The following is a 15,097-nucleotide window of genomic DNA, read 5'->3' on the forward strand; positions in this document are numbered from 1 at the left end:
TCCTTTTCGCGAGCCTGATTTCCGCGGTGGGATTGCGCACCCATTTTGTGCCCGAACTACTGGAACGAGCCAGTAGAAATCGCGCCGCGGATCTGGACGCCAGTGTCTCGGTCTTCACCAGGAGAAATATTCCGGTACCGGAGGGTCCGGAGCCCGAGCCCCGGGAGGAACTGGCCCGCTTACGGCGCGCGGTCGCACGGTCCGTGGTCAACGCGCTCACCGGTCTCCTCACGGGAATCTGTGTTCTCGTGCCGGCGCTCAGCGCCGCCGTCGCTCTCACCGTCCCGCTGTGGTGGTGGGCGCTCCCGCCCCACATCGTCCTCAGTCCCGCCTTCTTCCCGGTCCGTGACTGGCCCACCGCCCTCCTCACCCCCGTGGCGGCGGTCCCGCACCTGGCCGTCCTCGTCTACCTCGCTCCGCCGGCGGCACTGCTGCACGCCCGGGTCAGGGTCCACCGGCTGACCGCCGGCGGAAGGACGCGGCTCGCCCACCGGCTCGCCGAGGTGACCACGTCCCGGGCGGAGGCGCTGGAGGCGCACGCCGCGGAACTGCGCCGCATCGAACGCGCCCTGCACGACTCCACCCAGAACCGCCTGGTCGCCGTGCGGCTGCACCTGGGCATCCTCGAACGCCTCATGGACAGCGACCCCGTCAAGGCCCGCGAGCTGATCGGGGTGACCCAGGCCGCGGCCGAAGAGGCTCTCGCGGAGTTGAGGAACGTCGTACGCAGCATCTACCCGCCCGTTCTCGCCGACCGCGGCCTGGCCGGCGCGGTCTCGGCACTCGCTCTGCGCTGCCCGCTGCCGTGCGCGCTGGAGGTCGGCGCCCTGACCCGCGCGCCCATGGCGGTGGAGGTGGCCGCGTACCACGTCGTCGCCGAGGCGCTCACCAACGCCGTCAAGCACAGTGGCGCCTCCGGGATCCGTGTGGGTATGAGGACCGAGGGGCAGACCCTGTACGTCACCGTGACCGACGACGGCCGGGGTGGCGTCGACGAGACCCGCGGCAGCGGACTCACCGGCATCAGGGGCCGGGCCGCGGCCTTCGACGGAACGACCGAGGTGTCCAGCCCACCGGGCGGGCCCACGACCATCCGGGTGGAACTACCGTGCGCGTGCTGATCGTCGAGGACGACGCCCTGCTGAGGGCCGGGCTCGAACTGCTGCTGGTGACGGAGGGCATCACCGTCGTCGGCACCGTGGACCGGGCCGAGGAACTGCCCGCGCTCGTCGCGGCCTTGACCCCCGACGTGGTGGTGCTCGACGTACGGCTGCCTCCGACCTATCGCGACGAGGGCCTGCGGGCCGCCGCCGAACTGCGCCGCGAACGGCCGGGATTCCCGGTCCTCGTCCTGTCCGCGCACGTGGAGGACAACTACGCGACGGAACTCCTCGGCGACGACGCGAGCGGAATAGGTTATCTGCTGAAGGACCGGGTGGGAAACGTCGCCGAGTTCATGGCGGCGGTGCATCGCGTCCGCGCGGGCGGCACCGTCATGGACCCCGAGGTGATCTCCCAGCTCCTCGGCCGGCGCCACGGCCAGGACCCGCTCGATCTGCTCACCCCGCGCGAGCGGGAGGTCCTCGGCCTCATGGCGGAAGGGCACGACAACGGGCGGATCTGCGAACTCCTCGGACTGTCGGTGCCGGCCGTGAGCAAGCACATCAAGAACATCTTCACCAAGCTCGGTCTTCCCGCCTCGGGCACGGGGCACCGCAGGGTCCTGGCCGTCCTGGCCTTCCTGAACCGGTAGCGGTGGGCGGGGGCCGTTCGTGAACACGTAGCCGTGGGCTGAAGCGTGACCACGCTGTTCAGCCGCGGCCACACGTCGCCGTACGGCTTCAGGTCCCGGACGCGAGTTCGCGTACGGCCGCGTCGCGGCTCAGGCGCTCGCCCTCCGCGCACCGTCGGCGGAACTCCGCGGCCCCCAGACGCACGGTCAGTTCACGGCTCAGCGCGCGCACTTCGGGACTGCCCAGATCTTCCAGACCCCGCAGCGCCGTCGCGGTGCCGAGCAACTGCGCGGACCGTACCGGCCGGCCCTCGTGGAGGGCGACCGACGCCAGCAGCTCCGCGACCGTCGCGAGCACCCACATGTCGTTGAGCGGCGCGGCCAGCCGCAACGCCCGCGTCGTAGCGTCCCGGGCCGCTGCGACGCCCCGAGTCCCCTGCGACAGTTCCAGCGCGGCGGTGCGCCGCAGCACCTCGATGTGCAGGAACTCCTTGTCGAAGACCGCGTCGTCGAGCAGCCGCAGCGCCCGTTCGAGCCGCTCGGACGCGATCGACGGCTGGCCGCGCCGGGTGGCCAGCTCCGCCAGGCCGGCCGCCACCAGCACCTCGTACTCGGGCATGGTGCGCCGGGGACCGTGCACCGCATGGTGGAAGCTCACCTCCGCCGCTTCGTACTCCCCGGAGCGCAGCTGCTCGGTACCGAGCCGGATCCGGATCTGAGCGATGTCGTCGACCGAGCCGACCGCCTCGATCGCGGTCCGCGCCTCGTGCAGCAGAGCCAGCGCGCCCGCGGTGTCCCCGCGCAGCGAGGTGAACCGGGACAGCGTGCAGGTGAGCTGCGCCGTGGACCACTGGTCGCCGAGCTCGCGGAACGACTCCAGCGCGGCCCGCAGGTGCCGTTCACCCGCGTCGCTGTCGCCCGTGGTCTCCGCCGCGAAGCCGAGGGCCGCACGGCCGGAGGCCCGCGCCCAGGCGTCGTGATGGGCGCAGGCCCGCCGGGCGCTGCGCTCCATCTCCTCGTGCTCGCCCACCGTCAGCCAGCACTTGGGTTCCAGCAGCGACAGCAGGGGATGCTCGCTCATGGCGTCGCAGTCCCGGGCGCGCCGGGCCGCCTCGGCGACGTCCCGGTCGAGGTCTCCGGCGTCCCGCTCCTGGACGGCGGGCGCGGGGAGCAGCAGCCGCAGCATGGTGAACACGGCCGCTGCGGTCTCCGGTACGCGCGCCCCGAACCGCAGCAGCTCGCCGCACCAGGTGTTGGCCTCGGAGTAGCGGCCGCGCATGACCCAGTACCACGACAGGGCGAGGCCCAGCCGGACCGCGGTGTCGATCTCCCCGCCGTCGACGGCCCGGCGCAGGGCCAGCAGCACGTTGTCGTGGTCGGCGTCGAGCCGGGCGATCCAGCGTGGCTGGCCCGCGCCGCGCAGTTCCTCGGCTGCGCGTTCCGCGAGCACGACGAAGTGCCGGGTGCAGGCGGCCTCGGCCGACTCGCGCTCACCGGAATCGGTGAGGCGCTCCGCACAGTACGCCCGGGTGGTCTCGGGCATGCGGTAGCGCATCTCGCCGCCCTCGGTCTCCCACAGGTGCAGCAGGGACTTGTCGACGAGCGACGACAGGAGATAGGGCACGTCGTCCTCGGCCAGATCCGCGCCCGCGCAGACGGCGGCGGCCGCATCCTGCGTCACGCCGTTGCCGGCTGCGGAGAGCCGCCGGGCCAGGGTGCGTTCGGGCTCGGTGAGCAGCTCCCAGCTCCAGTCCATGGTGGCGCGCAGGGTGCGGTGCCGCGCCGTGGAGGTGCGGTTGCCGACCGTCAGCAGCCGGAAGCGGTCGTCGAGCCGTTCGGTGATCTGCTGGACGGACATCGACCGCAGTCGGGCGGCGGCGAGTTCGATCGCGAGCGGTAGTCCGTCGAGCGTGCGGCAGATCTCCACCACCTGGGCCGCGTTGGACGGTGTGAGGGTGAAGCCGGGTCGCACCAGTGCGGCCCGGTCGCAGAAGAGCTGCACCGCGGTGGAGCGTTCGGCCTCGGCCTCCGAGGACGGCAGACGCAGCGGGTCGACCCGGCACAGCGCCTCACCGGTGATCATCAGGGGCTCGCGGCTGGTGGCGAGGAGCAGCAGCCCCGGGCAGGCGGCCAGCAGCTTGGCGGCGAACCGGGAGACCTCGGTGATCAGGTGCTCGCAGTTGTCGAGTACCAGCAGTACACGCCGGGCCGACAGGAACGCCGCGAGCCGGTCGAACCGGCTTCGGCCGGGCTGGGGCTGTTCCAGCAGGGGGGTGCCGGGGAGACCGAGGGCCCGTGCGACGGCATCGGCGAGGTCCTCGCCACCGCTGAGTCCGACGAGTTCGACCAGATGGACGAGGTCGGCGGTGTCCGTGCGGGTACGCGAGGCGAACTCGGTGGCGAGCCGTGTCTTGCCGACCCCGCCCGGCCCGTACAGAGTGACCAGGCGGGAGCCGCGCAGCGAGGCCGCCACACGCTGCAGTTCGTCGTCGCGACCGACGAAGCGGGTGATGGGGCTGGGCAGGCCCGGGGTTCCCGCCGCGGGCGTACCGGTCCGCGATGCGGCCGTCAGGGCCGCCGTGTCAAGGCCCGGACTCCGCGGCCGCGCACCGGGGGGCCTGTCCCCCGGAGCCTCGCCGGAGCCCCGCCGGGCGCCGTCGGTCAGTGCCTGGGTATGGATGCGCCGTAGCTCGGCCGACGGTACGGCACCGAGCTCGTCGGCGAGCGCGGCCCGCAACCGCTCGTACGCGGTGAGTGCCTCGGCCGGGCTGCCCGAGAGCTGCAGGGCGCGCATGAGCAGCCCGGTGCCACGCTCGCGCAGCGGATGACTGCTCGTCAGAGCATAAAGTTCAGCAAGGAGTTCGGGGGCACGGCCCAAGGCCATCCGTGCCTCGATGTGGTCCTCGACCGCGGCGAGCCGCAGCTCCTCCAGCCGGGCGGCGGTGCGGCTGGCGAACCCGGTGTCGGTGTATTCGGGCAGGGCCGCCCCGCGCCAGAGCGACAGGGCCTCCTGGAGCACGGGTACGGCCTGCTCGGGGGCGCCCGCGCGCAGCAGCCGACGGCCTTGCGCGGCCAACTGTTCAAAGCGGTGCGCGTCCACGTCGGCGGGACCGACGGTCAGGGAGTAACCGCCGGGCCCGGAGATCACGCCTCCGTCGTCGTGGCCGGCCTGCTGCAGTGTGCGGCGAGCCCGGGAGACCAGCCGGTGGAGCGCGTTGATCCCGCCGGCGGCCGGCGGTTCGTCCCCCCACAGATCGGCGATGAGTGTGCCGGTGGGGACGAGTTCGGCGGGGTTGAGGGCGAGCCGGGCGATGAGCAGACCGACCCGGCGGCCACCCGGCGGTATCGGTCGCTGATCAGGGCCGCGCAGCTCGAGCGGACCCAGCAGCAGTAATCGCACGATCGCTACACTCTCGCCACGTCTCTTGACACGTCTCGCCGTCCATGACGATCACCTCGTCATGCGACCTGTTCCCTCGCTTCGCTACCCATGGCACGCCGGTCTACGCAGTCACGGCACCATGAATGGGCGGGATCCTTGGGCGAGTTCAGCATCAGCGCGCCGAGTGCCGTCACCTCGTGGCGCACGCTGACGCCGTTCCGGGTCGTGGAGACGAGCCCGGAGCTGCGCAGCACCGAGGTGTGCTCGCTGGCCGTGGTCGCCGAGATGTGCAGTGCGGAGCTGAGTTCACTGGTCGACTGCGGCTCCGTGAGACGTTCCAGTACCGCTGCCCGGGTCCGGCCGAGTAACTGAGGCAGCGGCTTGGCGGTCCGCTGGGTCTCCTTCACCAGGGCGGTGGAGGCCAGACCGTGCGGGCACACCGGAAACACCATGACGCGCACGGGCCGGACGACCGCGCGCTCGGCCGCGGTGCGCCCCGCTGTCCGGTCCCGGAAGGTGTACAGCCGCGGGGTACCGCTGAGGAACACCGACGGCACCAGCTCCAGGCCCTGGCCGTCGAGGAAGACCTCGCGGTCCACACCGTCGTCGACGGTCAGGGTGGCGGCCTCCCATTTGGCGTTGCACTGCAGTCGTTCGAGCGTCGCCGCCAGGCCGAGCCGCGCGACCATGTCCGAATAGCAGTGACGGGTCTCGTCGAGCATCTCCTGGATGCTCGTGCGATATGGCGTGATGCAGGCCTTCTGGAAATCGGCCAGCGCCGCCAGCGCCTGCCGCATGTCCTCCGGAACCGCCGCGTCCCGGTCCGGAGCGTGCCGTGTCAGGAGGAAGGGCAGCAGTTCGTCTCTGCGTCTCAGCGCGTGCTGCAGACCGGGGCGGCGCGACGGTCTGGCCGCGACCCAGGCGCGTGCGTGCGAAACCCAGCCACCCACGCCCCTGTTCCGCTGCGCGGAGCGTTCCAGATGGCCGAGGGCGAACAGCGTCTCTGCCCGGTGGCGGGCCCTGGGCGACATATGGGTTCTGGCGATGTCCTCGTGAGTGAAGTGCACGGTCAGCACGCTTGTCCTCCTGGCCTGTGTCCGACGGCCGGCTTGCCCGCCCGTGACCGACTCATCTCGTCCGGCGGGCGTACGCCCGTACGGCCAGCGGGAACAGTACGGTAAAGAGAACGGCCATCCAGATGAGACTGGCCATAATCGGCCCCGAGGCGTCGCCGCCGAGCATCAGGGCCCGGGTCGAGTCCACGAAGTGGCTGACCGGGTTGACATCGACCCACCACTGCAGCCAGCCGGGCATGGTCTCCGGCGAAGCGAAGATATTGCTGCCGAACGTCAGCGGGAGCACCAGCGCCATGGCGATGCCGGGAACCGCCTGCGGGCTTTGCGCGACCATGCCGATCAGCACGGACAGCCAGCACAAAGTAAGGCCGAAACCGATCGACAGCAGCATCGCGAGTGCGACCTCGACGGGGCCGGTTTTGACCCGGAAGCCCATCGCGAAGGCCAGCGCGAGCAGGACGACCAACGCGAGGGCGTAGCGCACCACATCGCCGAGGACGGCACCGACGAGCGGCGCGGAGCGCGCGATGGGCAGGCTGCGGAAGCGGTCGAACACTCCCTTGACGACGTCGGTGTTGAGCGCGAGGCCGGTGCCCACGCTCGCGTAGAGGATGATCTGCACCATCAGGCCGGGTACCAGCGGCTGGAGGTACGACTGCCAGTCGCCCGCGATCTCGCCGCCGAACAGCAGCGCGAACACCACGAGGAAGAGCACCGGCTGGATGATCGTGTCCACCAGGGTGGCCGGGGAACGCAGGATGTAGCGGATGTTCCGGGCGGCCAGGGTGAGACTGTGCCCGAGCCCGCGCACCGGACCTATCCGCACGTCGACGGGGGGCTCGACCATGGCACTCATGCTGCGCTCCGCTCGGTGGTCGGTTCGAGGGCGTCGCCCGTGTTCTCCGTGGCGGGCTTGCCGGTGAGGGAGAGGAAGACCTCGTCGAGGCTCGGCAGCCGCAGTGCGAGCTCGTCCACCGCGATGCCCGCCTCGTCCAGCCGCCGCACCAGCGCGGACAGCAGGACGGTGTCGTCGGCCAGGGTGGTGATCAGGCCGGTGTCGGCGTCGGCGGTCGGGGCGGCCTCGGTGAGCAGGCCGAGTATCCGCATCACCTCCGGCACGTCCCGGGGGTCGGCGGGCCGAACCTGGAGCGTCTGGCCGCCGGTGCGCTTCTTCAGCTCGTCGGCCCGGCCCTCCGCGACCACACGGCCCTGGTCGATGACCGTGATCCGGTCCGCGAGGCGGTCCGCCTCCTCCAGGTACTGGGTGGTCAGCAGGACGGACACACCGTCATTGGCCAACCCCTGCACGACGTCCCAGACTTCGTTCCGACTGCGCGGGTCCAGGCCCGTGGTCGGCTCGTCCAGATAGAGCACCTCCGGCCGGCCGACCAGGCTGGTGGCCAGGTCCACCCGGCGGCGCATCCCGCCCGAGTACGTCTTGACCTGGCGTCCGCCGGCGTCGGTGAGCGAGAACCGCTCGAGCAGCTCCGCGGCGCGCGCCCGCGCATCCGCCCTGGACAGTTCGAGCAGCCGGCCGACCAGAACGAGGTTCTCGAGTCCGGTGAGTTCCTCGTCGACCGAGGCGTACTGTCCGGTCAGGCCGATCCGGCGACGCACCGCGACCGGCTGGCGCAGCACGTCGTATCCGGCGACAGTGGCCCGGCCCTCGTCGGGCCGCAGCAGGGTGGAGAGGATGCGTACGGTCGTCGTCTTGCCCGCACCGTTGGGGCCGAGCACGCCGAGAATCGTCCCGGCGGGTACGGCCAGGTCCACGCCGGCGAGCGCCGTGTGCGATCCGTACCGTTTCACCAGACCTTCGGCCTGGATTGCGAGTGTCATGGAGCCTCCCTGGTCCGCAAGGGATCGTTCAGGGACGCTCTGACAACGGGCCCACAACTCGCTGACAGAGTGATGGGGCCTGGTCGGAGAGTGCGGTGGCCGTGGCGGGCGCGCGCTGAGGCCCAGGACCACGACCGCGCGGGGCTGTGACGGAGCGGTGGCCGGGTCTTCGACACCGGTCTCGCCTTCGCGGCCCGTATCCACCTCGCGCCGGCGCCCCCCACCTGCTGCCTCGTGATGTCCGAACCTCGGACGACGAGCAGAATTGACGTGAGGTCCCCGTCGACCGACGAGTGGCGCACTCGGCTGAGGCGTGTGCGCTCGAAAGGGCGCCTGGTGTCATCGAATCCCACGGGGGTGCAGGGTCCCGGCCCGCTCTGGTCGGAGCCGGGAACCCTGCTGGAGCACGTGGCCGTCGCCGTGCTCGGGATGGATGACGAGGACCGGATCTGCTACTGGGGACCCGGCGCGCGAAGACTCTTCGGATATGAGGCCGGGGACGTGCTCTCCCAACCTGCCGCGAACCTCTTTCCCGCCGCCTCCGTGGACGGGTCCAGCGCGGCGGAACGGCTCGCGGAACGCGGCCGCACCCTGGGCTACTGGCGGGTAAGAATGCCCGCCCTGCACCAGGACGGCACGGTCTTCGACTGCGGATTCCGGGTCTTCCCGGTGACCGGCCGCCAAGGCCGCACCGTGATCGTCGGTCTCGCCAGCAGGGGCGACGAACTCGACCGCGTCAAGACCAACCTCGCCTTCCTCGACGCCCTCTTCGAAACCTGCCCGATCGGCCTCGTCATGCTCGACGAGGACCTGCGCTACGTCCACCTCAACCAGGCCCTCGCCGACATGGACGGCATCCCGATCGAGGACCACATCGGGCGCAGCATGGAAGACTTCATGATCACATTCGACGGCGGCGAGTACCAGCGCATGCTGCACGCCGTCGCCGACGAGGGGCGGCCCGTGGTGAGCGCGCTGGTCGTCCTGCGCACACCGGGCCGTCCCGACCGGGACCAGGTGCGCTCGGTGAGCTTCTTCCCCCTGAGCCAGGCGGGGGACACGCGGCCGGGACTGGGCGGTCTCCTCGTGGACGTCACCGACCGTGAGCAGGCCATCGTGGAAGTGACGGCCGGACGGCAGCGGCTGGCTCTGCTGGACAGGGCGGCGGCCAGGATCGGCACCACGCTGGACGTGGACGTCACCGCCCGTGAGCTGGTCGAAGCGGCCGTCCCGGAGTTCGCCGACGCCTCCGTCGTGGAGGTCGTGGAGTGGATGGACGAACCGGAGGTGTTCGACCCGGCCATGCCCCTGGTCACGCGTCGGATCGCAGCCGGCACCACTCTGCCGCCTCCGGCCCCCGAACTCGTCGGCGGTCTGGAGCGCGTGACCTACCCACCGGGCTCCACGATCCACGAGACGCTGAGAACGGGCCTGCCCGTCTGCGTGCCCGTGAACGAGGAGTTCATGACACGGACCGTGACCCACCAGGCCCGCAGCCGGTTGCTGATCGACAGCGGTCTGACCTCCCTCCTCATCGCTCCCCTCATCGCCCGGGGAACAGTCCAGGGCATCACCATGTGCGGCCGCTCGGCCGACCGCCCGGTCTTCACCGAACAGGACCTCAGCCTGGCCGGCGAACTCGCCTCCCGCGCCGCCCTGTGCCTGGACAACGCACGCCTCTACAGCCAGGTCCAGGAGATCGCGCTCACCCTCCAGCGCGCGCTGCTCCCCACCAATCTGGCGACCAGCCCAACCCTGCGCATCGCTCACCGCTACCTCCCCGGCAGCCACCTCACGGAGGTCGGGGGCGACTGGTACGACGTGATCGACCTGCCGGGCGGTGGCGTGGCCCTCCTGGTCGGTGACGTCATGGGGCACGGCGTACCGGCTGCCGCGGCGATGGGCAGATTGCGGATCACCGCGAAGGCGCTGGCCCGCCAGAACCTGGAACCCGGCGATCTCCTCAGGGAACTCGACGCCTGCGTCCAGGAGGCGGGCATCGAGCTGGCGACCTGCCTCTCCGTCCACTACGACCCCGGGACGGGCCGAGCCCGCATCGCGAACGCCGGCCACCCACCGCCGCTCGTACGGGAACCGAACGGCTCGGTGAGGATCATCGACAACGTGCCGGGGGTTCCCCTCGGCGTCGGCGGTTTCCCCTTCGGCACGCTCGAGATCACACTCCGGCAGGGCGACATCCTGGCCCTCTACACCGACGGCCTCATCGAGTCCCGGGGCAAGGACATCGACGAGGGCATCGCAGCACTGCGCACCCGACTGTCCGCAGCCACGGGCACGTTGGAGCAGACGGCGGACGGCATTCTCGCCCACCTCCTGCCGACCGGCCCGACCGACGACACCGTCCTCCTCCTCGCCCAGGTCACTCCACCGAGAGGCCCGTAGTCGCGAAGCGCCGCGATCTTGGCGGCTGGAGTGGGCGGGCCGGGTCCGACCCCCGGAAGGCGCCGGTGCCGGTGCCGGGGTCGGACTGTGCAGGCGTGGCGGCTGCTTGTGTGGATTTGGGCGTGGTTGCATCCGTATCGGCACGCGATGAGGTGGGTAAGAGGAGGCTGGATGACCGGCTCGGCTGACGTTCCGACGCGGCGTGGCCGGTGGGGACGCCGTTGGAAGCAGACGCGGGAGAGAGGGTTTCGGCACCTTTCCCGGACGGAGCGCCGGGGTGCGTCCCAACTGCTGTGTGCGGTGGTCGGCCTGGCGCTGGGGATGCTGGTTCCGAAGGTCTCGGCAGGACCGCAGGTGGAGACCGAACGGGTGGTGTCTTTCCTTTTCACCATCGGATTCGGAGTCGTCAGCCTGGTGAGCATCATCTACTCGATGCTGTTCCTGGTCGTGCAGTTCTCCTCGAGCATGTTCACGCCGCGCCTGGCACTGTTCCGCGAGGAGCCGATCGTCTGGCGCACGTTCGCCGTCACCGTCGGCGTGTTCGTCTTCTCCATCACCGCGGCCCTGTCACTCGGGACGCGCAGCGACGTCTCGGCCCTGGTGCCCACACTCGCCATGGTGTTGGCGCTGGTCGCCCTGGCATTGATGTGGACTCTGCAGGCCAGGGCGTTCCACTCGATTCAGCTCGCGCATTCACTGACCGCGATCACCGCGCGCGCGTACCGGCTCCTCGAAGGACTGTATCCGCCGGTCCGGGAACAGGCCGTGGACGCCGTGGCGCCGCCCACGGCTCCCGGCGTCCCGGTCCGATGGACAGGAGCCGCGTGCGTGGTCCAGCAGATCGACGTGCCTGCGCTGGTCGGGATGGCGAGGCAGCGGGACTGTCGCCTCACCTTTCGCGTGCGCCCTGGTGAGACCGTGTCGTGGGGGATGGTCCTGGCCGAGGTGGCGGGGGGCGCGGTGTCCGAGGACGAGCTGCGCGGCGCTGTGATGACCGGGGTGGAGCGCACGTTCGATCAGGATCCCGAGCTGCCGTTCAGGCTGCTCGCCGACATCGCGCTGAGGGCCCTGTCCCCCGCTGTCAACGATCCGGCCACCGCGCTGGAGAGCATGGATCGTCTGGAAGACCTGCTGGCCCGTCTCGCCGACCGCGAGCTGGAGGTCGGCACCTTCACCGGGAGCGACGGCGTCGTGCGCGTGGTCGTCCCGGTGCCAGACTGGGAACGGTACGTCCGTACGGCTGTCGACGACGTCATCGTCGCCGCAGCCCACTCCCCGATGGCGCTGCTGCGCATGCGTACCCTGCTGCGTCGGCTGGTGGAGCGAAGTCCCCGAAGCCGCAGGCGCGTCCTCGAAGACCGGCTGCGCTGGGTGGAGCGCACGGGCCGTGGGGCCTACCCGCTGATCTGGCCGGCCGACACCTGGCCCCCGGCGCCCGCCGGCAGGTCTTCCTGAGGCGGACGGGGAGAAGAGCTTCGGGCGGGCTCACGCCAGGAGCTTGGCCTTGGCGCGCTCGAACTCCTCCTGAGTGATGCCGCCCTCGTCCCTGAGCGCGGAGAGCCTGACCAACTCGTCCACCGAACCGTTACCGGGCCCCGCCGCCTTCCGCACGTACTGACGGAATGCCTCCTCGTTCTCCCGGACCTGCTTCACGTCCCTTTCGCCCATGCTCTTCCCGCGGGCGATGAGATACACGAAGACACCGAGGTAAGGAAGCACGAGCACGAGGACGAGCCATCCCGCCTTGGCCCAGCCGCTGAGGCTGTCATCACGGAAGATGTCGGTGATGACCTTGAACAGCAGGAAGAACCACATCACCCACAGAAAGAGCCACAGCATCGTCCAGAACAGGTTGAGAAGGGGGTAGTCGTCCATTCTTCGCTCCGATCATGGATGCCCTTCCTCATTCATACCGTCAGACGCGAAGGCCCGCATTTCAGCAGGTGTGTCTCTGCCGCATCGGCAAGCTACGAGGCCGGTAGCACCGGGTCACCACGAACGGCGGGCTACGCCCGGGCGTCGGTGCGACTGAGGAGGGAGACACCGATGGAGGGAGACAACGCTGTCACGCTCGGCTCGTCCGCAGCGTCGCTCCAAGTCTGCCGACGAACGCGTAACCCGGTCCATGTTTTCCGGTCGCGTCCAGCTGAGATCAGCTCCCCGTCGACGCCACGACTTCCTGCGGAGCACCGGTCTCACAGGCGCACGTCCCTGGCTCAGGCCGAGACAGGGGTACGGGACAGGGCTGTGCGCAGCGCGAAGACACCGAGCAAGCCGCCTGCCGCGAACCGCTGAGCGGTCATCACGCGGGGCCGGGTAGCCAGAAAGCCTGACACCCGTGCGGCGCCCAGCATGACCAGAGCGTTCACGGAGATCCCCACGATGATCTGGACACTGCCGAGCTGCAGCAGTTGCGCCCAGGCCGGACCCGCCTGCGGATCCATGAACTGGGGCAGAAGAGCGGCGTACAGGAGAGCGATCTTGGGGTTGAGCAGGTTGGTCAGAAGCCCCATGGAGAACAGGCGGGCATCGGATACGGGAGGCAGGTCCTGGGCCGGAGCGAAGGGGGAGCGCCCACCGGGCTTGAGCATGCTCCAGGCCAGGTAGGCGAGGTAGGCGGCCCCGGCGAGCTTGACGATCGTGTACGCGAGCGGCACGGCGGCGAACAACGCGGACAGGCCGGCAGCCGCGGCCAGCAGATAGCACAGGAATCCCACGGCGGTCCCGCTCAGGCTGACGAGGCCGGCCCTGCGGCCTTGGGTGATCGCGCGGGAGGCGAGGTGGATCATGTTCGGTCCCGGGGTCAGCGCCATGCCGAGCTCGACCAGGGCCACTCCCCCCACTGCGGCCAGACTGATCACTGTCAACTCCCGATCGTTTGGCGGGCACCCGGTACCCAGCCGGAGCGGCGACGGACGCTGCGACGCATCGGCAGTGCCGGCGTCGCCTGCCTCAGGATACGGCCCGGCCGTTCGGTCTCTCCGTGCACCCTCACTCCGGCCGTCAACGGCAGCGACGACTGCCGGCCCGCGAGGTCCCGCCGTCGTCGGCACTTGAGGACGGCAGGGCGCCGAGCGTGGGGGACGATCACTCCGGATCCGGGAAACGCTCACCGGGTCCAGTCGTTCTGACTGGTCAGGCCTGCTCGTGCCGCTGCGCGAGCTGCGCCGCGCCGACCTGCTGGACCAGGACGGTCGCTCCGTGGACGGCTCGCACGTCCGGGGGCTTCGGGGACGCCCTCTCCACAAGCCGCAGGGTCTGTACAAGGCGCGCGGGATGGTCGAGCGCGCCTCCGCCTGGTCGCGCCGGTTCAAGCGGCTCCGCGCCCGACCTCGGCATGAATCGATGTGTCCCTGTCAAAAACCTTGTACAGCCATGTGACATGTGCCATTTTACAGCGCAGCCCGTCGTGGACGGGACCCCTCCTCCCCTCCCCAGGAGTGAATCTTGCGCACCATGGCCGTCGCCACCGCCCTGCTCATCGCCGCCGTCGCGGCCTCCCCCGCCCAGGCCTCCCCTGCCTCCCAAGCCGACCCGAAGCCGGACCACGTCTTCGCGGACCCGGGCCGACGCCCGGCCCACGGCAACGCCAAAGACACTCTCGGCGCGACCGCCGGCGGCGGAAGGCTGGAGTCGCGCATCCTGCCGCTCGTCCACGACTGCAGCCCGTCGCTGCGGATCCGCGCCCAGGAGATGACGGCAGACCAGCTGACGGCGACCTGCGCGAGCCTGGCCAACCAGGACGCCTACTTCCACAACGTGGTCAAGGACTCCGGGCCGGTCGCAGACGACCACAACACCACCCTGGAGGTCGATGTCTTCAACTCGAGCGCCGACTACAAGGCCTACGCGGGGAGGATCTACGGCATCGACACCAACAACGGCGGCATGTACCTGGAGGGAGACCCCTCCCGTACGGGCAACCAGCCGCGGTTCATCTGCTACGAGCGCACCGACGTCAGCCCCGGCTGGCAGATCTGGAACCTCAACCACGAGTACACCCACTACCTCGACGGCCGCTTCGACCTGTACGGCGACTTCGACGCCGGCCAGACAACCCCCACCGTGTGGTGGGGCGAGGGCATAGCGGAGTACGTCTCCTACTCCTACCGCGGCGTCACCTACTCCCAGGCGCTGGCCGAGGCCGGCAAGCACACGCACTCCCTGCGCACGCTGTTCGACACCACCTACGCCAACAGCGACGTCAACCGCACGTACAACTGGGGCTACCTCGCCGCCCGCTACATGGTCGAAAGACACCCGGCCGACGTCGCCACCGTGCTCGGCCACTACCGCACCGGAAACTGGACCGCCGCACGTGCCTTCCTCACCTCGCTGGACTACGAGAGCGACTGGAACGCCTGGCTGACGGCCGTGGCGGCGGGTTCCTGACCCATACGCCGGCTACAGCCGGACTTCCAGATCCCGACCGATCAAGCAGATCGGTCGGGATCTCGTCACCGTTCCTGATCGTCGTGCCGGCCTGCTCATCAGCGTCACGAGCATCAAGACATCACCCGTAGCGCCCCCACCACGCATAAAGCGCACCCATAATTCGTCAGTGGCATGCTCATTCGGCCAGACGAGCGGCTACCACGCTCGGCATCACGCAGGCCTCCGGCAGGGTGAAGCGGACCCGCGAGGAGGGACATGTGCTGGTCGCAG

General features: G+C 70.2%; 10 protein-coding genes and 1 pseudogene. 5 read left to right on the forward strand and 6 right to left on the reverse strand.

Going from position 1 to position 15,097, the window contains the following annotated elements:
• The first annotated feature begins 248 nt into the window (after positions 1–248).
• Together ACZ51I_RS28815 and ACZ51I_RS28820 are read left to right on the forward strand one after the other, a co-directional pair.
• A complete protein-coding gene (locus ACZ51I_RS28815; RefSeq protein ID WP_468881551.1) occupies positions 249–1,121 on the forward strand; it encodes a sensor histidine kinase in 873 nt (290 codons plus the stop codon).
• A complete protein-coding gene (locus ACZ51I_RS28820; protein WP_468881554.1) occupies positions 1,109–1,753 on the forward strand; it encodes a response regulator in 645 nt (214 codons plus the stop codon). Before ACZ51I_RS28815 ends, ACZ51I_RS28820 begins: the two co-directional genes overlap by 13 nt.
• An 88-nt stretch (positions 1,754–1,841) precedes the next feature.
• On the opposite strand, the gene ACZ51I_RS28825 is transcribed toward ACZ51I_RS28820, so the two are convergent.
• The 4 genes from ACZ51I_RS28825 to ACZ51I_RS28840 are packed head-to-tail and all read right to left on the reverse strand — an operon-like array spanning position 1,842 to position 8,029.
• Entirely contained in the window at positions 1,842–5,132 is a 3,291-nt protein-coding gene (locus tag ACZ51I_RS28825; RefSeq protein ID WP_468881557.1) for an AfsR/SARP family transcriptional regulator, read from the reverse strand.
• A gap of 59 nt (positions 5,133–5,191) precedes the next feature.
• Positions 5,192–6,190: an ArsR/SmtB family transcription factor gene (locus ACZ51I_RS28830; RefSeq protein ID WP_468881560.1), complete on the reverse strand. Its 999-nt coding sequence runs from the start codon at positions 6,188–6,190 to the stop codon at positions 5,192–5,194.
• 52 nt (positions 6,191–6,242) lie between these two features.
• A complete protein-coding gene (locus ACZ51I_RS28835) occupies positions 6,243–7,037 on the reverse strand; it encodes an ABC transporter permease (RefSeq protein ID WP_468881563.1) in 795 nt (264 codons plus the stop codon).
• Positions 7,038–7,042: 5 nt separating this feature from the next.
• Positions 7,043–8,029 carry an ATP-binding cassette domain-containing protein gene (locus ACZ51I_RS28840; RefSeq protein ID WP_468881565.1) on the reverse strand — a complete coding sequence of 329 codons (987 nt, stop codon included), beginning with the start codon at positions 8,027–8,029 and terminating at the stop codon, positions 7,043–7,045.
• Between the two features lie 336 nt (positions 8,030–8,365).
• Here ACZ51I_RS28840 and ACZ51I_RS28845 point away from each other — a divergent pair, with 336 nt between their 5' ends.
• Both ACZ51I_RS28845 and ACZ51I_RS28850 read left to right on the forward strand, forming a co-directional pair.
• The gene (locus ACZ51I_RS28845) at positions 8,366–10,432 is read left to right on the forward strand and encodes a SpoIIE family protein phosphatase (protein WP_468881568.1); all 2,067 of its coding nucleotides are present in this window, start codon (positions 8,366–8,368) and stop codon (positions 10,430–10,432) included.
• A 300-nt stretch (positions 10,433–10,732) separates the two neighbouring features.
• On the forward strand, positions 10,733–11,887 hold the full coding sequence (locus ACZ51I_RS28850; RefSeq protein WP_468881570.1) for a DUF2254 family protein: 1,155 nt from the start codon (positions 10,733–10,735) through the stop codon (positions 11,885–11,887).
• A 30-nt stretch (positions 11,888–11,917) separates the two neighbouring features.
• Here ACZ51I_RS28850 and ACZ51I_RS28855 read toward each other — a convergent pair whose 3' ends face one another.
• Both ACZ51I_RS28855 and ACZ51I_RS28860 read right to left on the reverse strand, forming a co-directional pair.
• Positions 11,918–12,307, reverse strand: a complete 390-nt coding sequence (locus ACZ51I_RS28855; RefSeq protein ID WP_468881573.1) for an SHOCT domain-containing protein — start codon at positions 12,305–12,307, stop codon at positions 11,918–11,920.
• A 341-nt stretch (positions 12,308–12,648) separates the two neighbouring features.
• Positions 12,649–13,293 carry a LysE family translocator gene (locus tag ACZ51I_RS28860; protein WP_468881576.1) on the reverse strand — a complete coding sequence of 215 codons (645 nt, stop codon included), beginning with the start codon at positions 13,291–13,293 and terminating at the stop codon, positions 12,649–12,651.
• 763 nt (positions 13,294–14,056) lie between these two features.
• Here ACZ51I_RS28860 and ACZ51I_RS28865 point away from each other — a divergent pair.
• Positions 14,057–14,821 (forward strand): annotated as a pseudogene (locus ACZ51I_RS28865) (collagenase); the annotation flags it as partial.
• Positions 14,822–15,097: the final 276 nt, after the last annotated feature.

The sequence above is a fragment of the Streptomyces sp. NPDC034084 genome, assembly GCF_055575535.1.